This is a genomic window from Janthinobacterium sp. P210006 (genome assembly GCF_036231885.1).
Taxonomy (GTDB): Bacteria; Pseudomonadota; Gammaproteobacteria; order Burkholderiales; family Burkholderiaceae_D; genus Janthinobacterium; species Janthinobacterium violaceinigrum.
On sequence record NZ_JAZARD010000002.1, the window covers coordinates 764,233 to 784,350 of the forward strand.

Below are 20,118 nucleotides of genomic sequence, written 5' to 3' on the forward strand. Positions count from 1 at the left end.
ACTGTCCTGCCGCTGTTTGTGTATCCGATGGCGACGAATCTTATATAAGACAGCAAATATCCGGGTCTGAAGGCCCAGGATGGCCATTTTCCGCGCGGAAATGCCCTCCAGGCATGCGCGCGGCATGTACGCGACCGTAGCAGCAATGGATATTTAATCATTATAAATCGTAATGATTCTCATTTATAATATCCTGAGTACAATTCCTCCCTATCAACTTTATACGCTTGCCCCTGATGCCCATTCCCCATTCCCGACTCGCCCTTCCCCACCTCACCACGCGTTTGATCCTCGCCGGCCTGCTCGTTGCCAGCGTGACGCCGCAGGCGATCGCCCAGGTGACAAGCGATGCCTCCACTCCAATTGCCACCGTGCTCGTCAACGGACAGGCCGAAGCGGACGCCGGCGGACAGATCGCCAAAAGCGCCCGCGCCGGCATGCTGGGCGAAAAAGACTTGCTCGACACGCCGTTCAGCGTCAACAGCTATACCAGCCAGCGCATGCTGGACCAGCAGGCGCTGACCCTGGCCGAAGTGCTGGGCGGCGACCCGTCCACCCGCTTCACGGGCCAGATCGGCGGCGTCACGGATTCCTTCTTCATCCGCGGCTTTCCCCTCAACGAGGGCAATCTGAGCGAAGTGGCGTTTGACGGCGTGTACGGCGTCTCGCCCAACTACCATTTATTTACGGAATATCTGCAGAGCGTGGAAGTGCTCAAGGGACCCGCTGCCCTGCTGTACGGCATGTCACCCAATGGCGGCGTGGGCGGCGTCGTCAATGCCGTGCCGAAACGCTCGCTGCCGCGCGACCTGACGCGACTGACCGTCGATTACGGTTCCACCGCGCAGCTGGGCGCGGCCATCGACGTCAGCCGCCGCTTCGGCGAGGAACGGCGCTTCGGCATCCGCTTCAATGGCTTGCACCGCCAGGGCAAGACGCCGCTCGACCACCAGACCTCGCGCGCGGAAGTGGCGGCCGTGGCCCTCGATTACCAGGGCCAGCGCCTGCGCGCCTCACTCGACGTGATCGAGCAATACCAGTGGATCGACGCGCCCACGCGCCCCTTCCTCGTGGCCGCGCGCCTGCCCGTGCCGGCAGCGCCCGATGGCCGGCGAAATATCGCCCAGTCCTGGGGCTGGTGGAAGTCCAATGACCTGGCCACCCTGGGCAAGGTCGAATACGACCTGAACGACAACGTCACCGTGTTTGCCGACGCGGGCGGCACCCGCTCCGACGTGTCGCGCTATTCGGACCAGACGCCGACCATCACCAGCGCGGCGGGCGACATGACGGTCACGCCCATGAACTGGAAATTCCGCGTGCGCCGCGCCAGCGCGGACACGGGCGTGCGCGCGCGCTTTCGCACGGGCGGCGTCGAGCATGCGCTGGTCGTGATGGGCAATGTCTACCAGGACGAATTTGGCAGCGTGAGCAATTCCGGCAAGCTTATTTCTTCGAACATCTATCGTCCCGTGGCCGTGCCCGACCCCGGCATTGCCGCGCCGGCCCGCGCGCCGAAACTGTCTGCCTCCACCCTGTCCAGCCTGGCCGTGGCCGACACCCTGGACATGCTGGACCAGCGCGTGCAGCTGACCCTGGGCGTGCGCCGCCAGCTGGTCGAATCGAAGAACTACCATGCCACCACGGGGGCGCTGACCACCCGCTACAAACAGGGAGCATTGACGCCGCTGGCCGGCATCGTCGTCAAGCCGCTGCGCAACGTGTCGCTGTATGCGAACTATATCGAGGGCTTGAGCAAGGGCGATATCGCGCCCAACATCGCCGACAACGCGGGCCAGGTCTTCGCCCCGTACAAGAGCAAGCAGTACGAGGTGGGCACCAAGGCCGATCTGGGCGTGGTGCTGGCGACCCTGGCCGTGTTCCAGGTCAGCAAACCCAGTGGCGCACTGTATGGCAAGGTGTACAGCATGGACAGCGAACAGCGCAACCGGGGCCTGGAACTGAACCTGTCCGGCGCCGCCAGCAAGGCCGTGCGCCTGCTGGCCGGCATCACCCTGCTCGACGGGCGCCTGGTAAAGACCAACAGCGCCGCCACCATGGGCAAGCGCCCCGTGGGCGTCCCCACGTCCATGGCCAACCTGGGCGGCGAATGGGACCTGCCGTACTGGCCCGGCCTGACGGCCACGGGCGCCGTCAGCTACACGGGCAAGCAGTATGTGGACCAGGCGAACGTGCAGTCGGTGCCGTCCTGGACCAAGGTGGACCTGGGCCTGCGCTACCGCACGGCCATCGCCGGCAAGGCGACCATCTTGCGCGGCGGCCTGATGAACGCGTTCGACCGCCATTACTGGGCCGGCGTGGCCTCGTACGGCACGATCTCGCAATCGGCGCCCCGCACGCTGCAACTGTCTGCCGCCGTGGATTTTTGACGGGCAGCGGCTGCCGGCATGCACTGCGCGCCGGCAGCAAGATCAATCGCGTGAAAAATAACAGCAAAAAGTAGACCAACCCACCGCCGATGGCGGCAAGCCCCGTTGCCGGCCCTGCCGCCACCGGCACACGGCGGAACACCCGCCATGACTGCTGCCTGACTGACCGGAGCAGTGGCAATAGAAGCCCCGCCACATTCTGCGTTCCGCCTTTCGCCTTCCACTCCCCGCGCCTTCCCCGCTGCCACGGCCCGGCAGACTGCCCCGCGCAATCGCGCTTTGCCGCCACGCCAGGCGCGCCATCACGCCGGCGCCACGGGCAAGCGTCACGATCCAGCACTTCAGCACAAGCGGTCCGCAGGCATCGCCGCGTCCACAGCGGCGCCACCGCAAACGACAACTACATTGATATTTATCAAATTGACTGCCCGATGCCTGGGCTACTGTCGGTGCCATCTTTGATTTGAAACAGAAACTCTGCGGCCAAGAATCGACCATTCCAGAAACAACGCCAGTTCTCGCCAGGCTCTTCATTCCCCAGCCGATAGCGCTCGCCAAGTGCGGTAACACGCAGCGTCCCCCCTCCCTTGCCTACACGTGCAGGGGAAACTTTTGCTAGCGATTTTGCAGCTTTTGATTAATGAACGTTAAAAAGGAATTTCGTATGAGCACGTATTCTGACATTTGCATCGTAGGCGCCGGCATCGGCGGCTTAACTTGTGCCAACCGGCTGATCGACGCCGCCGCCGACAGGCAGCTGCGCATCCGGGTATTCGACCTGAATGCCACCGTCGGCGGCCGCATCCAGTCGCGGAAAATCGATGGCGAGGAAATCGCCGAACTCGGCGCCGCCCGCTACTCGCCGCAGCTGCATCCGCATTTCCAGCAACTGATGCAGGGCAGCGGATTGCCGCATGCGGTCTACCCGTTCACCGAGGTCATTTCCCACGACAGCGTGCTGGAAGAACTGAAGGCAACCCTGCATGGCCTGAGCCCGATGCTGAAGGAGCATCCGAACGACTCTTTCCTCGAGTTCATCAGCCATTACCTGGGCGCCGCCAAGGCCACCCACATCATCAAGGCGACCGGCTATGACGCCCTGCTGCTGCCGATGGTGTCGGCGGCCATGGCCTACGACATCATCAAGAAGCACCCGGAAACGCAGCACTTTACGGAAAATGCCGCCAACCAGTGGCGCTATGCCACCGATGGCTACCACGAGCTGCTCTGCCAGTTGCAGCACCGGGCCCAGGCTGCCGGCGTGGAATTCCGGCTCGAGCATCGTTTGCTGTCCGTCGAGAAATCCGGCGACGACCACCATGTGCTCGCCTTCAACCACCACGGCGACACGCATATGCACCGGACACGCCATCTGGTGATGACCATCCCGCCGTCCGCCATGCCGCGCCTGAACCTGGATTTCCCGAACGCCTGGAGTCCGTTCCAGTACGACTCGCTGCCCCTGTTCAAGGGATTCCTCACGTTCGACACGGCCTGGTGGGACGCGCTGGGGCTGACCGACAAGGTGCTGATGGCGGCCAATCCCCTGCGCAAGATCTACTTCAAGGGCGACAAGTATGTGCTGTTCTACAACGACAGCAAAAGCGCCACCTACTGGCGCGACAGCCTGGAACTCGGTGAAGCGGCGTACCTGGAGCGTGTCCGCCGCCACCTGGAAGAGGTCCTGCCGCTCGATGGCCAGCCGCTGCCGCCGATCAAGGCGCACTTCCACAAGTTCTGGCCCCATGGCGTCGAGTTTTGCGTGGAGCCGGAAGCCGAGCACCCAGCCGTACTGCTGCACCAGGACGGCATCATTTCCTGCTCGGATGCCTATACCGCGCATTGCGGCTGGATGGAAGGCAGCCTGATCAGCGCCAAGCAGGCCAGCGGCCTGTTGCTGCAACGGCTGGATCAACTGGAAGACGTCGCCGCTGCCAACGATACCTTCATCACTTCCTCGACCGAGCGCGCATGAGCCTACTTGACTTCCCCCGCCTGCATTTTCGGGGATTTGCCCGCGCCAATGTGCCGACGGGGAACCGCAATACGCACGGCAACATCGATATCGCCACGAATGCGGTATCGATGGCGGGCGAGCCTGTCGACCTGAGCCGGCCGCCAGCCGAATTCCATGCGCACCTGAAACAGCTTGCCCCCCGCTTCAATGCGGAGGGCAAGCCCGATCCGGAAGGTATCTTCAGCCAGGCGGCAGGCTATAATTTTTGCGGGAACAACCATTTCTCGTGGGAAAACGCGAGGATCACGGGCATCCAGCTGCGCGATGGCGAGGTCGATACGCAGGATGCGCTGGTGGGCGCCAAGCTGGCCCTGTGGGGCCACTACAACGAGTACCTGCGGACGACCTTCAACCGCGCCAGGTGGATCGACAACAACCCCGCCCGGCCGGACACCACGCTGATCTACGCCGGCCAGTTCACCTTGAGCGACAAGCTGGCCACGCCCAACACGCCCACGCTGTTCACGGCCGACATCGGGCAGGCGCACTCGGTGCGCTGGCTCGGCAGCGGCCACATCACGGAACGCAGCGGGCATTTCCTGGACGAGGAATTTGGCCGCTCCAGGCTGTTCCAGTTTTCGGTGGCAAAGCAAGACCCGCATTTCCTGTTCAATGGGGACCTGCCGCTGCCGGCCAGCATGCTTGCCTTGCGGCAAGCGCTGGACGACGACGAGGTGCTGGGCCTGACGGTGCAATACGCGCTGTTCAATATGTCGACGCCGCAAAAACCGGACTCGCCCGTGTTCTACGACCTGGCCGGCAGCATCGGCCTGTGGCGGCGCGACGAGCTGGCCACCTATCCGTCCGGCCGCCTGCTGCAGCCGCGCCAGGGCAGCCTGGGGCCGGTGCTGGTGAAAGTGCATGCGGACCGCGTTGCGTTCAACATGCCGACCGCCATCCCCTTCACCACACGCGACGCGGGCGCCGTCTCGGAACAGCATCCCACGCACGCGCTGGGCGGCAAGCAGGCGCTGGGCGACCTGCTGCTGCATGACGGCGCCGGCACCTTGCTGGCATGCATCCCCGAACGGCTGTACCGCGATTACTGGCGCCACCACGGCGTCTTCGATGTGCCGCTGCAGCACGCCGGCGCGGCTTCGGGTTCGCTCAGCCTGGGCAGCGCGCTGGCGCAGTGGGACGAGGCCGACTGGGTGCTGCAGTCGGACAGCAACCAGCTGTATCTGGAAGCGCCGAACGCAAAAAAACACGAGGATTTTCCGCAGACGATCACCGTGCAAAGCCGCTACCGCGGCGAACTGGCGGCGCCTGCGGCCCTGCCGGCACAGGCCGAGGACGGCGCGCTGCTTGCCGTGGAGCAGCAGCCGTCGCCGCTCGGGCATGGCTACACGGCACTGACCCTGACGGGCCGCCAGCCGGGCGCGACCCGCATCGCGCTGGGCACAGGCAAGCACAAACAATACCTCGGCGTGCGCGTGCTGCCCGACGACTGGCATCTGGACGACGTGCCGGCCGAACAGGTCGATTACGCCTTCCTGTACCGGCACGTGATGAGCTATTACGAGCTCGTCTATCCATTCATGTCGGACAAGGTCTTCAGCCTGGCGGACCAGTGCAAGTGCGAAACGTATTCGCGCCTGATGTGGCAGATGTGCGATCCGCAGAACCGCGACAAGAGCTATTACATGCCCAGCACGCGCGAACTGTCGCTGCCAAAGTCGCGCCTGTTCCTGAAATACCTGACGCAGGTCGAGGCAAAGGCCAGGGCGGCGGTGCCGGAACCGACCGTGCCGCATGTCATCGGCTGCAGGGCCGAATTGATCGAAGAGCTGAAGAAGGCCATCGACCTGGAACTGTCGCTCATGCTGCAATACCTGTATGCCGCGTATTCCATTCCCAACTATGCGCAGGGAGCGGCGCTGGTGCAGGCCGGCCGCTGGCTCCCGGCCGAGCTGGAACTGGCCTGCGGCACCGACGACCGGCGCCGCAACAGCGGCACGCGCGGCATGCTGCTGGAAATCGCCCATGAAGAAATGATTCACTACCTGCTAGTGAACAATGTACTGATGGCGCTTGGGGAACCGTTCCATAGCGGCACCCCGGTATTGGGCCAGCAGGCGCGCCAGCGATTCGGCCTGGACACGGAATTTGCATTCGAGCCTTTTTCCGAACACGTGCTGGCCCGCTTCGTGCGTTTCGAATGGCCCGACTACATTCCCACGCCCGGCAAGTCCATTGCCACCTTCTACATCGCGATCCGCCGGGCCCTGGCCGAGCTGCCCGGCCTGTTCGACAGCGGCGGCGGCAAGCGAGGCGGCGAACACCACCTGTTCCTGAAGGAGCTGACCAACCGCGCCTATCCCGGCTACCAGCTGGAAGTGTCCGGCCGCGACAGCGCGCTGTTCGCTATCGACTTCGTCACCGAACAGGGGGAAGGCGTGGCCGTCGATTCGCCGCATTTCGCCTCGTCGCACTTCCAGCGGCTGCGCGCCGTCGCCGGCAGGTTTTCCGCCTGCGGCAAGCCCTTCGAGCCGGCGCTGCCGGCGCTGAAGAATCCCGTGCTCGAAGCGCGCGCGGACTGCACGGTGGTGACCGATGGGAAGGCCCGCGCGCTGATGCAGCTGTACCAAGGCTGCTACGAGCTGACCTTCCTGTTGATGGCCCACCATTTCGCGCAGCAGCCGCTGGGCAGCCTGCGCCGCTCGCGCCTGATGAATGCGTCCATCGACATCATGACCGGCCTGTTGCGCCCCCTGTCCGCCGCCCTGATGAACATGCCGTCCGGCCTGCCCGGCCGCCATGCGGGGCCGCCCGTGCCCGAGCCCGTCAACAGCCGGGTCAGCAGCGACTACAGCCAGGGCTGCGACATGCTGGCGCAGAAATGCCTGGCGCTGGCGCAGTACGCGCGCAGCCTGGAGAGCGATGTCATCGGCATGGCGCCGATAGAAATGTTGGAGTTTTTTAATCAGCAACTAACCGATTTATCTCGGGGAAAGATGTCAAGAGAGGCCTGAAATGCATAAAATCATTATCGTCGGCGGCGGACTGGCAGGTAGCCTTAGCGCCATTTATCTGGCGCAACGGGGACACGACGTCCACGTCGTCGAAAAACGGGGCGATCCGCTGCAGAAAGCGTCCGCAACCGCCGATCCCGTCAACTCGCGCGCCATCGGCGTCACCATGACCGTGCGCGGCGTCAAGGCAGTGCTGTCGGCCGGCATCGACAGGCAGGAACTGGAGCGGTGCGGCGAACGTATTCTGGGCATGGCGTTTTCCGTCGGCGGCAAATTCAAGGTGCGCGAACTGAGCCTGCGCGAAGGCCTGTTTCCGCTGTCGCTGGACCGGTCCGCGTTCCAGCGCCTGTTAAACACCTATGCCGCCAGGCACGAAGTGAAATACTACTTTGAGCATAAATGCCTGGATGTCGACCTGGAAAGGAAAGTCGTGCTGATCCAGGGTCCGGACGGTGCCGTGCAGCAGCTGCACGGCGACCTGATCATCGGTGCCGACGGCGCCCATTCCGCAGTGAGGCGCGCCATGCAGAGCGGCATGCGGCGCTTCGAGTTCAAGCAGAGCTTCTTCCGCCATGGCTACAAGACCCTCGTGCTGCCGGATGCGGAGGGGCTGGGTTTCCGGAAGGATTTGCTGTATTTCTTCGGCATGGATTCCAAGGGCCAGTTTGCCGGCCGCGCAGCCACCATCCCGAACGGCAGCATCAGCTTCGTCATTTGCCTGCCCTACTCCGGCACACCCAGCTTGAACACGCTGAACCGCGAAACCATGGCGGCCTTCTTCGACCGCTATTACGACAAGCTGCCGGCGGCCAGCCGGCAAGAGATGGTGAACCAGTTTATCGCCCTGCCCAGCAATGACCTCATCAATGTCCGCTCCAGCACCTTCCATTACAAGGACCATGTCCTGCTGATCGGCGATGCGGCGCATGCCACGGCCCCGTTCCTCGGCCAGGGCATGAACATGGCGCTGGAAGACAGCTATATCTTCGCCACGTTGCTGGAAAAACACGGCAATGCGCTCGCTCCCACCCTGGCCGAATTCACGCAGCAGCGCAAGGTGCAGGCGGACGCCATGCAGGATATGGCGATCGCCAACTACGAAGCGCTGAGCAACCCCAGCCTGATTTTCTTCCTGCAGACGCGCTACAACCGCTTCATGCACCAGAAATTCCCCCGTATTTATCCGCCGGACATGGCGGATAAATTGTTCTTTACATCGATTCCTTACGATGAACTGCAGCAAATCCAGAAGAAGCAAAACGTTTGGTACAAACTTGGGAGGGTCAACTAATGAACATTCTCGTCATCGGCGCAGGCCCCGCTGGCCTGCTCTTCGCCAGCCAGATGAAACAGGCCCAGCCCGCCTGGAATATCAGCATTACGGAAAAAAACACCCCGGAAGAAGTGCTGGGCTGGGGCGTGGTGCTGCCGGGACGGCCGCCGCGCCATCCCGCCAACCCGCTTTCTTACCTTGACCAGCCGGAACGGCTCAATCCGCAGTTCCTGGAAGAATTCAAGCTCGTGCATCACGACCAGCCCAACCTGATGAGCACGGGCGTTACCCTGTGCGGCGTCGGGCGCCAGGCCCTGGTGCAAGCCCTGCGCGCCAAGTGCGTGGCGGCCGGCATCGCCATCCGCTACGAAACGCCGCCGGCGGACACGGCGCAGCTGGAAGCCGAGTACGACCTGGTGGTCGTATCGAATGGCGTCAACTACAAATCGCTGGAGTTGACGCCAGCGCTGGCGCCGCACATCGATTTCGGCCGCAACAAATACATCTGGTATGGCACCACCCAGCTGTTCGACCAGATGAACCTGGTGTTCCGCAGCAATGCGCATGGCATTTTCATCGGCCATGCCTACAAATATTCGGACACGATGAGCACCTTTATCGTCGAATGCAGCGAAGAAACGTACGCCAAGGCCGGGCTGGAAGCGCTTTCCGAGCGCGATGCCGCCGCGTATATCGCCAAGACCTTCAAGGCCGAACTCGGCGAGCACGAACTGCTCAGCCAACCGGGACAGGGCTGGCGCAACTTCATGACCCTCAGCCACGACCGGGCGGGCGACGGCAAGTTCGTCCTGCTGGGCGATGCGCTGCAATCGGGCCATTTTTCCATCGGCCATGGCACCACCATGGCGGTGGTGGCAGCACTGCTGCTGGTCAAGATCCTCGATACGGAAGCCGACACGGCCGCTGCCCTGGACAGCTTCAATGCCTGCGCCGTGCCCTTGATGCAATTGTTCAAGGACCACGCCAACAGCAGCCGCCTGTGGTTTGAAAGCGTGGGCGAGCGTATCGGACTGAGCAATGCAGAGCTGACTGCCAGCTTCGACGCGCGCCGCAAGGACTTGCCGTCGCTACAGGAAGCGCTGATGGCCAGCCTTGGCTACGCGCTGGGCCGCTAGGGAGCCGCCATGTCTACACACGTCGCCCCGCCGCTGCTGCCGATGCAATGGAGCAGCGCCTACATCTCCTACTGGACACCGATGCAGGACGATGACCAGGTCACGTCCGGCTATTGCTGGTTCGACTATGCGCGCAACATCTGCCGCATCGACGGCCTGTTCAACCCCTGGCCGGAAAAGGTCCGTGGACACCTGCTGTGGATGTCGGAAATCGGCGACGCCAGGCGCGAGCAAAGCCGCAAGCAGAAAGTGGCGTACGCAAGGCAAGCGGAAGCAGCTGGCGAGCAGCTGCAGGCAACGGCGCTGGCCGATGAAGTCACGCCGTTCCATGCACTGTTCCTGCCGCAGGCGGTGCTGCTTGACGGCAGTGCCCGCCACGACGGGCGCCACACCGTGCTGGGCCAGGAGGCGGATGCCTGGGTAGTCGAGCGAACAGGCAAGCCGTCATCGGTCTTTTACCTGGAGGCCGGCGGCAACCGCCTGTTGCGCATGGTAACCGGCAACGACCCGCAGCACCTGTCCGTGCGCGACTTCCCCAACCTGTTTGTCGGCGACATTCCGGACAGCGTTTTTACGTCTTGCAACACCTGACCAGGGCGTGGCGCGTGCAAGGGCCGCATGCGGCCAGGGCGCGCGCCACGCCTGGCGAGGGTTTTAGTCTTTACTCTTGAAGGATATTGATATGCCGTTGGTTGTTTACATTCTGGGGTTGACGATCTTCTCGTTAACGACATCCGAATTCATGGTGGCGGGCATGATGCCGTCGCTGGCCCTGGCCATGGACGAACCGGTAACACGGATCGGCTATCTGATCTCGCTGTACGCGATGGGCATGGTCATCGGCGGCCCGCTGAGCACCATCGCCCTGCTCAAGCTGCGCGTGCCGAACAAGAAGGGACTGCTGTGGCTGCTGGGCTTTTATATCGTTGCCCAATCCGTCGCCGCATCGGCCACCAGCTATGACATGCTGGCCATCGCGCGGGTGGTCACGGGCGTGGCCGCCTCCACCTGCTTCGGCCTGTCCCTGGCGATCTGTGCCGAAATCGTCAGCCCCAACGCGCGCGGACGCGCCGCTGCCGTCGTGATCGGCGGCCTCATGCTCGCGTCCGTGGTGGGGGTCCCCGTCGCCACGCTCATCGACCAGCACCTGGGATGGCGCGCCAGCTTCTGGCTGGTGGTACTGCTGGCGCTCTTGTGCCTGGCCCTCATCACCGTGCTGGTGCCGCGCACCAGGCCATCGGACGTCGTCAGCCTGGGCAACGAGCTGGGGGAATTCCGCAACCGCCACCTGTGGGCAGCGTATGCCAGCAGCGGCCTCATCATCGGCGCGATTTTTGCGGCGTTCAGCTACTTCGCGGCCATCCTGACGGAAATTACCGGCTTTCCGGCTTCCGCGATTCCCTGGCTGCTGGGCGTCTACGGCGTCGCCAACGTGGTGGGCAATGCCGTGGTCGGCCGTTATGCAGACCGCTACACCACCGTCATCATGGTCTGGGGCATGGTCATCCTGAGCATCAGCCTGGCACTGTTCGCCATCTTTGCGCACGACAAAACCATCAGCGTCGCTTTGCTGGTCGTCACAGGCCTCGTCGGCATGTCGATGAATCCCGCCATCATCGCCCGTGTGATGCGGACCGCCCACCCAGGGCCGCTGGTCAACACGGTGCACACTTCCGTCATCAACATCGGTCTGGGCGCCGGATCATGGCTCGGCGGCTTCGGCATCGCCGCCGGCTACGGCCTGCGCGCGCCCCTGTGGATCGGTGTCGCGCTGGCAGTGCTTGGCCTGATCAGCTTGCTGCCCTACCTGGGACACAGGTCGCGCGATTCGGTGCTGTCGCATTAGCGACTGGCGGCGCGGTTGGCATTGCCAACCGCCCGCTGCCGTCATCTGCACGTCAGGCAGTTGGCCGGCAGGCTGTCAGCCGGTTTGCGCAGTTCGTGATCAGGCTTGGCCCGCCCATTACGCTGTACTACGGTCATGGTGTCTGCTGGATGGCGGCAGGGTCCTGTCACACGACCATTTACAAAAAATTATCAACTCCTCCGGTGTCAGGATAGTTGTCGCGTCACCTGATTTACCGTAGCATTGGCAAATTCTTCATTCCCGCCAATATGGAAAATCCATAAAAGGAAAATATCCTTCAAGGTCAGCCGCCCCTGATTACACGTAGCATGCTGATACACCGCGACTGAAATCGCCGACCAGAACACAATTCTTGCGAAAAATAATGCGAAAAACTCGTTCCATAATTATTTCTGTCATTCTGGCCAGCTTGGCCATGCCTGCATGGTCGGCGGATCAGCCACAATCTTTGCCAGATCGCCTGGCTGCCCTGCGCACGACGATCGCAATCGATCATGGAAAGATGGTTGGTTCCGGCGCGGCAGCATTGATGGACGCGGGTCTGGAAAGCCAATTCGTGCTCATCGGCGAGGACCATGGCATTGCAGAAATTGCGCATTTTTCAGCGGCGTATTTTGAAGAATTGGCCAGTCAAGGATTTACGACGCTGATTGTCGAAAATGGGCCCGCTGTTGCTGATGCTTTGGAAAAGACGTTGAAGTCCGATACTGGCGTCGCTGGCATAGCAGCATTTAATAAGGCCTATCCGGTCGCCACTGCTTTTTACAAATGGCAGGATGAGGCGCAATTCTTGGCCCGTATCGCCAAAGCTGCTGGACCCTCGTTCCAATTGGTGGGAATGGATCAGGAACTCATGGGCGCTTCGAAATACTTGCTCGACCAGATGGCTGGGCAACCGCTTGGTCCTTTGGCGAAATCAAAAATCGAGGCCTTCCGCAAGCTTGAAAGCGACGACTATAACCGCGCGTCAAAGAACGGAGACCCGCGCGAACTTTTTATGGTGAAAATCAAGGAAGAAGAATTATTCGCGCTACAGAAGCTGCTCACGACACCCAAGGACATGCCCGCCTTGGCGATGTTAAATGCGTTGATTGAAAGTCGCAGCATTTACAGCAAAAACATGACTCCGGGACAAGGATATTTATCCAATACACAGCGTGCCAGGCTAATGAAGCGGCAAGTGGCCAGCCATTTGACGCTTGCGCCTGCACAGCGCATGTTGCTGAAAGCGGGCGCCATTCATGTATTCCGGGGTTATAACCCGCTGAGTGCCGGTAGCCGCGAGGTCGGCAACTATTTGGCTGAATATGCGGAAGGCCGCGGACAAAAATCGCTGCATGTGTTGGTGCTGGCAGCCAAAGGCCAGCAGGCGCAATTTGCCGGCATTGCACGCGCGTCGGCCTCAACAGAAATCGAAAAAATCGATGCCAAGTCCGCCATGGCTGGCGTAATGCCCTTCTTCGCCGCGGCGAGCGAGCATAAGGAATGGTCATTGTTCGACGTGCGCCCCTTGTTGGGATCGGCTAAAACCCTGGCGAATGGAAACAGCAGTGTCCAAGGCATGATTCAGGGCTACGATTTTGTACTCGTCATTCCCGAGGGAAGCGCAACGACGGACCTGTGACACTCGTCATCGCTCATTGCCCGACCGCTGCCGATCTTTCGCCATCACAGTTCGGCCTGAACCAGGACGCTCTCACCAAAGGCGATCCAGGTAACTTGCGCCAATGGGAAAGACTTGCGCTTGGCGGTTCCGATCAGCGACTGGATCGCGGCGGCATGCCCGCCGTACGTTTCAGTATGCCCGCCAGTTACCGGCACCAAGACGAGTATCTGCAACTGAATGATGAGACTGCAGCAACTGGCCGTCGACCCATCGTGCTGCTCGACCAGAATCAGCATGGGGCCAGTCACGCCGGCACACTCTTAATTGCGGCTTTTCTGCATTTCGACCTACTAGATGTAGTGTTTGGCGGTATTTCTGGCGGTCTCAGCCCCGTGTTTTTTGACACTTTTGCTTTCGACCTACTAAATGTAGTGTCTCCAGCGCCTTCGACGCTCAGATTGACAGGCAACCTGGTCGCGCCCTGCCCCCACAGCGTGCTGGAAGCGCCCGCGTTCAGCACGGCCAGCTCTTCAGCGCGCGGGGCCGGTACGACACCACGGCAGGCAGATCGCCCAGTGCGGGTGATCGGCAGCGCGCAACATGGCAGCTCGGCCTGGTCCCAGCCTGCCGGTGCACCGGGACGCCGTTATTCGATGAGTGCTGGACTATCTGATTCCGAAGCGATTTAGCTATCCACTTGTCTTGCGCGCAGAAACGCCTTGATGAAAAATAACATTTTTATAATTCTCGACAACAACATTTTTCATTATTATAATTACAACAGTCGATTACCTTTGTAGCAACTAAAAATGAAAGCTCTGGAACCTTATGAAAAAAATCATTGCTTTACTCTTCTTACTCGCGTCACAAATCAGCACTGCCCAGGCCACTGCAGTTATCACGGACGTGAGCTACACGGCCCATTCCATTACCTTCACAGCAACTGGCGATCTCAGCGGATACACAGCGCCAACGGGGCCTTATGCCGCGGACTATATTTCCGTCCTGTACTCCGGAGATATTTCAAGTACGGACATCGCCCGCAACTTATTGACCGGAAATCTCATTACTGCAGGAGGTCCAGCAGAGGACGGTAACACTGGCGGGTACGGCGACAGACTTCCCAACTATACGTGGATCTTCTTTGGGCCAGATGTCTTGGCCGCCGCTACGTTCTCCGGCACTCCTTTTAGAGTAGAGTGGCGTAATGCTCAGCTGAATCCCACCGGCACGGGCCAAATTCATTTTCTTTGGGGAAACCCGTCCAACAACGCCACTACGCTGATTCAAGCATTTAACGTCAACGATGGCACGGTTACACCAGTCCCTGAGCCAGAAACCTACGGCATGCTACTGGCGGGCCTTGCCCTCCTGGGTTTCATGGTACGGCGAAGCAAGAATCTGGCGTAGAATTGGAAAAGCCACCCAAGAGGTGGCGTCATTTTTTGCGCGGAGACGGGGTCAGGTCCGCCATGCCGACATCCAAACCGCTGCGCAATCTCAGTGTCAATGCGCATAGTTCATGTACCACCTACCGCATGACGCGACCACTACGAATTGTCATATTTGGTCTAGTCCGGCGACAAAATCCCTCATATGCCACCAATGAGACAATGACTGTCACAATGCGATTGTTCAAGGTGATGCTTGAATTGCCGAAAAGTGGAATTAATTCTGCTGCATGGTCATCGACAATTCCTTCTGTACGGCACATGCCGGATAACCTGAGGAAGCTATGATGAACCAGAAAACAGTCGCCAGCAAGATCCCAGTAGCAAAATCAACGGATCGGAGGTCCTCACCACCAGCGGCAGTCATCCGCACTGTTCAGAAGCCAAAGATAAATGCCACCAAGTCATCGGCAGCGCAGAATGATGGATCCAGGCAGAAAAGTGCGCAACCCACGACTCCCGCCACAAAGAAAACTGTCATGGATGCGACGACTATTCACAACCGGGAACAACAACTTAACCTCAACAATGAACGTTTCTGGACAGCGCGTGGACACGATAAGCGCCCAGATAACTGGGAAACGCTAAGCCAGGATTCCCACCACAAACAATCAAAGTAAATCCGACATCCAGGTCTTTACACCGGCGCGTTGCGCACCGAGATGCGTCTCTGACGTTTCGCGTTGACGTGCCCACCATTCGAGGTAAAGTTCTGCGCCGCCTTCTGCGATGGACAGGTTATTCTTTTCTACACTTCCGATCACGAATAAGCGTGTCAAAACCACGGCGGCGTACAAAAGAGGCACTGGCGGTGAAGGGCGGCTATGTTCAGGGAACCGATTAAACATTTGTAGCCAAGCACTGTCAAAGTCATTCACCGTGAACTGGCGGCCCATGCGCCACTTTACGAGCGTGGGCGGCAGCACGTCCATCCATATCGCCGAGTCGCTAACGGACGGGATGTGTGCCGGCCATTTTCCATGTATGCGGTAATAGCGCAGGCATGCCATCATGTCGAGTAGTTTGCGCACAGGCAACCTAACCCTTCCACGTGTGCGTGGGCCGCCGCTTTTACGCACCGTCCGGGCTGGAAATAGTCCATGGAAGACTGGTACGGGTTCCAGTTTAGGCAGATAGCGCGCGCTGAATTCATGATCGAGGGTAGCGAGAAGCTGTAACTGGAGGTTGAGCAACAGTACAGCCGTCGGCATTGCCAGATCAGCCCACTGCGTCGCGTGATTCGTACTTTCCCTTAAAGCAGCGGGACCGAGCTTAAGTTCAGGATTCTTGAAGTGCTCATCCTTCAGCCAGGCAGTATGGAAGAGCTGCACGAATCCGGCCATATCGTTGCGTTCCCGCTGCTCTCCTAGGGCAAGTGAAAGCGCATCGATGCGTCGCGAGAGATCTAGTGTGGCAGGGCAACCGTCCGGGTTTCCCCAATGCAGAGTTTGGATGATTGCACTTGCCCCGCCACAATTTTCCGCAATCTGGGACAAGTAAGCTTCGCGCTTCTCCTTCGGCCATTTAGCCGCAATCAATTCCTTTTCTAGCCATGACATGCTGCGCCGAACAAAAGCATCCCGTTCCCGGTCACCTGAAACAGCTTTCCCGTTCAGCCAATTGCGTATTGTACGTTCGGATACAACACCGGTCCTGGCGATCATCCCTGGAATTGCTATCCCGTAAAATCGCTCTGCAATTGACAAAAAATATAATTCAAACATTTTTCTTTTCGAGGCTGACTTTGGTGAATATTGGGGTGCCGATGCTATCTAACCCAGTCAACATGCGCATCCGTACTTGCTATTTGGTTTTTTTGGGCGGCCAGAAGTAAATCGAAGCAATATCATTGCATAATCTGCCACACTTATACAGCCAGTGTTCACGTTTTCCGCAAATTCACCTGTCTGATAGAGAGTCAGGATGCGACCTGGCGGAAGAGATCAAGTATCGCCCGGCATGGCGCGGCGCAGGCAGTAGCCGGCGCCCGCCACCGTGTGCAGCAGTGCTTCCCCATGGCCGTGGTCGACCTTGCGGCGCAGGCGGTGCATGTGCATGTCGATGATATTGCCGCGCGGTTCAAAATCGTAGTCCCACGCCGCTTCCAGCAGCATGGCGCGCGTGACGACCTGGCCGGCGCGGCGCATCAGCAGTTCCAGCAGCAGGAATTCGCGCGGCTGCAGTTCCAGCTCGCGCCCGTCGCGCTGGGCCGTGCGGCCGGCCGTATCGATGCGCAGGCCCGCCAGTTCCAGTACGGGCTGGCGCCGGCTCGCGTCGCCGCGCCGCCCCAGCGCCTCGAGGCGGGCCAGCATTTCGGCAAACGCGTACGGCTTGACCAGGTAATCGTCCGCCCCGGCGCGCAGGCCCGCCACCCGCTCCTCGGTGCTGCCCAGGGCGCTGACCATCAGCACGGGCGTGCGCGCGTCGCGCTGGCGCAGCTGCGCCAGCAGCGCCATGCCGTCCATGCCCGGCATGCGGCGGTCGACGATCACCACGTCGTAGATGCCTTCGCCCGCCATGGCCAGGCCCGTCGCGGCATCGCCCACCTGGTCGGCCACGTGGCCGCTCTCGGCCAGGCCGCGCGCCAGGTACTGGGCCGAGCGGCGGTCATCCTCGATTACCAGTAGACGCATTGCTCGATTCTTTCCATAATCGCCAGGCGGTGACCCAACATGAACTATTTTTAATCCGCGCGCGAAGCGCCTGTAGCCGGCGGCACGGCATAATGGCCAGTATATATCAGGGGCGTACGGCGACAAACCGCCACCGCCACGCACAAGGAGGACAATATGGCCAGGGTGCTGGTAATCGAAGATGACGCGCAGACGGCCAGCGAGATCGACGCGGCCCTGTCCGACTATGGCCACCGGGTCGACCTGGCCGGCAATGGGCGCGACGGCCTACTCAAGGCCGTCACCGGCAGCTACGACGTGATCGTGCTGGACCGCATGATGCCGGGCGGCCTCGATGGCCTGGCCGTGCTGTCCACCCTGCGCACGGCCGGCACCACCACGCCCGTGCTGATCCTCAGCGCCCTGTCCGCCGTCGACGAACGCGTGCGCGGCCTGCGCGCGGGCGGCGACGACTACCTGGCCAAGCCCTTCGATTTCATCGAACTGACGGCACGCCTGGACGCCCTGCTGCGCCGCCGCGACGCGGCGCCCGCCGTCACGGGCTTCCAGCTGGCGAACCTGGAAATGGACCTGCTGACGCACACCGTGCGCCGCGCCGGTCAGACCATCGACCTGCTGCCGCGCGAATTCCGCCTGCTCGAATACCTGTTCCGCAATGCGGGCCAGGTGCTGACGCGCACGATGGTCTTCGAAGCCGTGTGGGATTACCGCAGCGACGAGCGCAGCAACGTCATCGACGTGCACATCAGCCGCCTGCGCAAGAAGATCGACCCGGACGGCACGGCGCCGCTGATCCACACCTTGCGGGGTTCAGGCTATGTCTTCCGTGTCTCCGACTAAGTGGTGGCAAGCCGCCCCCGGCGGTCCCACGGCCCTGCTGCACGGCCTGCGGCGCGCAGCCAGCTTCCGCATGGCGCTGCTGTTCCTGGCCCTGTACGGCCTGATCTCGCTGCTGCTGTTCGCCTTCCTGTACGTGCAGATCTCCGCCTACGCGCTGGGCCGTATCGACGACTGGCTGGCGCGCGAACGCAATGGCCTGATGCGCGACGGCATCGCCGAACTGCATGCGCGCGTGGACTTCCACGCCCGCCTCGATCCCGACAATGTGCGTCCGTTCGGCCTGTACGACGCGCAGGGCCGCCACCTGGCGGGCACCTTTCCAGGCCCCCTGCCCCCGATTGCCCGCGACGGCCGCGCCGTCAGCATGGCGGTGCAGGATGGGCGGCGCGAACTGCGCGCGGCCGCCTTTGCGCTGGAAAACGGCCAGACCCTGCTGCTGTCGCAGGACCTGCATGAGTTCAAGGAATTCGACGAAGTACTGGTGCAGGCCCTGGCCTCGGCCGCGGCGCTGGCACTGCTGCTGGGCATGACGGGGGCGGCCATCATCGGCCGCGGCTCCGTGCGGCGCCTGGACGCCATCACGCGCGCCATCGAAGCCATCGTCTCGGGCGACCTGAGCCAGCGCCTGCCGCAGCGCGCGGCGCAGGGCGCCAACGATGACGTGGACCGCCTCGTCATCGTCGTCAACGGCATGCTCGACAATATCGAGCGCCTGATGCGCGAAGTCAAGGGCGTCTGCGACGGTATCGCACACGACCTGCGCACGCCGCTGGCGCGCCTGCTGGCCGGCCTGGAGCGGGCGCAGCGCCGCGCCGGCAGCGCCGCCGACTACCACGAGGCGGTGCAGGCGGCAATCGGGGAAACGCTGTCGCTGCTGGCCACTTTCAACGCCATGCTGCGCATCTCCGAGGTGGAAGACGGCATCCGCCGCGCCGGTTTTACCACCGTGGACCTGGCCGCCGTGGTAGACGACGTGATCGAATTCTATGAACCCAGCGGCGAGGAAAAGCACCTGGCCATCGACTATGCGCGCCCGGCCGATCTGCGCCTGCCCATGCGCGGCGAAGCGAGCCTGCTGTTCGAAGCCTTCGGCAACCTGCTCGACAACGCCATCAAGTTCACGCCGGACGGCGGCCGCATCGCCGTGCGGCTGTGGCAGGACGACGCGGGCTACGGCATCGATATCGAGGATACGGGCCCCGGCATTGCCGCCGCCGAGCGCGAAGCCGTGTTCCGCCGCTTCCACCGCAGCGAGGCGAGCCGCCACCTGCCCGGCAACGGCCTGGGACTGAGCCTGGTGGCCGCCGTCGCGCGCCTGCACGGCTTCAGCATCACCATCGCCGACAGTCAGGCGGGCTGCCACATCGAGCTGCGCCTGCCCATATCCCTGAATACCTCCGTGCCTGAAAGGATGCCCGCCCCATGACGCCCCAATCGAACTGGATCACCTTTGCCCTCGCCTCCGCCGTATTTGCCGCGCTGACGGCGCTGTTCGGCAAGCTGGGCGTGGTGGGCCTCAATTCCAACCTCGCCACCTTCATCCGCACCGTCGTCATCCTCGCCGTCATCGGCGGCATCGTCTCGCTGCGCGGCGAATGGCAAAGCCCCGCCACCATCAGCGCGCGCAGCTGGCTGTTTCTGGTGCTGTCGGCCATCGCCACGGGACTGTCCTGGCTATGCTATTACCGCGCGCTGCAGCTGGGCCCCGTCAGCAGGGTGGCGCCGCTCGACAAGCTCAGCGTCGCCCTGGCCATCGTGCTGGGCGTGGTCTTCCTGGGCGAGACCCTGACCTGGCCCGTGGCGCTGGGCGCCGCGCTGATCGTCGCCGGCTCCATCATCATGGTGATCTTCTAGGTTTCTGCCGACGTTGCGGCGTGCTCAGTGACAGCTAAGTCTCGTTCCCTATGCTCTCCATGGCGCACCCCACGCGCAC

The 20,118-nt window shown here is 61.7% G+C and carries 16 protein-coding genes; 14 read left to right on the forward strand and 2 right to left on the reverse strand.

From position 1 onward, the window contains the following. The first annotated feature begins 236 nt into the window (after positions 1-236). The 11 genes from VPH41_RS11935 (at position 237) to VPH41_RS11985 (ending at position 15,332) form a co-directional block, all read left to right on the forward strand. Positions 237-2,390: a TonB-dependent receptor gene (locus VPH41_RS11935; protein WP_328570163.1), complete on the forward strand. Its 2,154-nt coding sequence runs from the start codon at positions 237-239 to the stop codon at positions 2,388-2,390. A 664-nt stretch (positions 2,391-3,054) separates the two neighbouring features. Further along, the gene (locus tag VPH41_RS11940) at positions 3,055-4,365 is read left to right on the forward strand and encodes an FAD-dependent oxidoreductase (RefSeq protein ID WP_328570164.1); all 1,311 of its coding nucleotides are present in this window, start codon (positions 3,055-3,057) and stop codon (positions 4,363-4,365) included. After that, the gene (gene vioB, locus VPH41_RS11945; RefSeq protein WP_328570165.1) at positions 4,362-7,379 is read left to right on the forward strand and encodes an iminophenyl-pyruvate dimer synthase VioB; all 3,018 of its coding nucleotides are present in this window, start codon (positions 4,362-4,364) and stop codon (positions 7,377-7,379) included. Before VPH41_RS11940 ends, vioB begins: the two co-directional genes overlap by 4 nt. 1 nt (position 7,380) lies before the next feature. After that, positions 7,381-8,670 (forward strand): FAD-dependent oxidoreductase, encoded by a 1,290-nt coding sequence (locus VPH41_RS11950; protein ID WP_328570166.1) that lies wholly within the window; start codon positions 7,381-7,383, stop codon positions 8,668-8,670. Further along, a complete protein-coding gene (locus VPH41_RS11955) occupies positions 8,670-9,788 on the forward strand; it encodes a tryptophan hydroxylase (protein WP_328570167.1) in 1,119 nt (372 codons plus the stop codon). The genes VPH41_RS11950 and VPH41_RS11955 overlap by 1 nt, the downstream gene beginning before the upstream one ends. Before the next feature lie 9 nt (positions 9,789-9,797). Continuing rightward, positions 9,798-10,379, forward strand: coding sequence for a violacein biosynthesis enzyme VioE (gene vioE, locus VPH41_RS11960; RefSeq protein WP_328570168.1), 582 nt, complete (start codon positions 9,798-9,800; stop codon positions 10,377-10,379). 91 nt (positions 10,380-10,470) lie between these two features. Further along, positions 10,471-11,634 (forward strand): MFS transporter, encoded by a 1,164-nt coding sequence (locus tag VPH41_RS11965; protein ID WP_328570169.1) that lies wholly within the window; start codon positions 10,471-10,473, stop codon positions 11,632-11,634. A gap of 385 nt (positions 11,635-12,019) precedes the next feature. Then, entirely contained in the window at positions 12,020-13,279 is a 1,260-nt protein-coding gene (locus VPH41_RS11970) for a hypothetical protein (protein ID WP_328570170.1), read from the forward strand. Next, a complete protein-coding gene (locus VPH41_RS11975; protein ID WP_328570171.1) occupies positions 13,276-13,950 on the forward strand; it encodes a hypothetical protein in 675 nt (224 codons plus the stop codon). The genes VPH41_RS11970 and VPH41_RS11975 overlap by 4 nt, the downstream gene beginning before the upstream one ends. A gap of 139 nt (positions 13,951-14,089) precedes the next feature. Next, positions 14,090-14,671, forward strand: coding sequence for a PEP-CTERM sorting domain-containing protein (locus VPH41_RS11980; protein WP_328570172.1), 582 nt, complete (start codon positions 14,090-14,092; stop codon positions 14,669-14,671). Between the two features lie 328 nt (positions 14,672-14,999). Next, a complete protein-coding gene (locus VPH41_RS11985; RefSeq protein WP_328570173.1) occupies positions 15,000-15,332 on the forward strand; it encodes a hypothetical protein in 333 nt (110 codons plus the stop codon). Here the strand turns inward: VPH41_RS11985 and VPH41_RS11990 are convergent. Continuing rightward, complete coding sequence (locus VPH41_RS11990) at positions 15,324-16,436, reverse strand: hypothetical protein (protein WP_328570174.1); 1,113 nt, start codon at positions 16,434-16,436, stop codon at positions 15,324-15,326. The two genes, VPH41_RS11985 and VPH41_RS11990, sit on opposite strands and share 9 nt — an antisense overlap. 219 nt (positions 16,437-16,655) lie before the next feature. Continuing rightward, positions 16,656-17,345, reverse strand: a complete 690-nt coding sequence (locus VPH41_RS11995; protein WP_328570175.1) for a response regulator transcription factor — start codon at positions 17,343-17,345, stop codon at positions 16,656-16,658. A gap of 156 nt (positions 17,346-17,501) precedes the next feature. Between VPH41_RS11995 and VPH41_RS12000 the strand changes: the two genes are divergently transcribed. From VPH41_RS12000 to VPH41_RS12010, 3 genes are read left to right on the forward strand one after another with little or no spacing between them, the layout of a single operon-like run. Then, positions 17,502-18,185: a response regulator transcription factor gene (locus VPH41_RS12000; RefSeq protein ID WP_328570176.1), complete on the forward strand. Its 684-nt coding sequence runs from the start codon at positions 17,502-17,504 to the stop codon at positions 18,183-18,185. Beyond that, positions 18,172-19,611 (forward strand): sensor histidine kinase, encoded by a 1,440-nt coding sequence (locus VPH41_RS12005; RefSeq protein WP_328570177.1) that lies wholly within the window; start codon positions 18,172-18,174, stop codon positions 19,609-19,611. The genes VPH41_RS12000 and VPH41_RS12005 overlap by 14 nt, the downstream gene beginning before the upstream one ends. Beyond that, on the forward strand, positions 19,608-20,039 hold the full coding sequence (locus VPH41_RS12010; protein ID WP_328570178.1) for an EamA family transporter: 432 nt from the start codon (positions 19,608-19,610) through the stop codon (positions 20,037-20,039). Before VPH41_RS12005 ends, VPH41_RS12010 begins: the two co-directional genes overlap by 4 nt. Positions 20,040-20,118 lie beyond the last annotated feature (79 nt).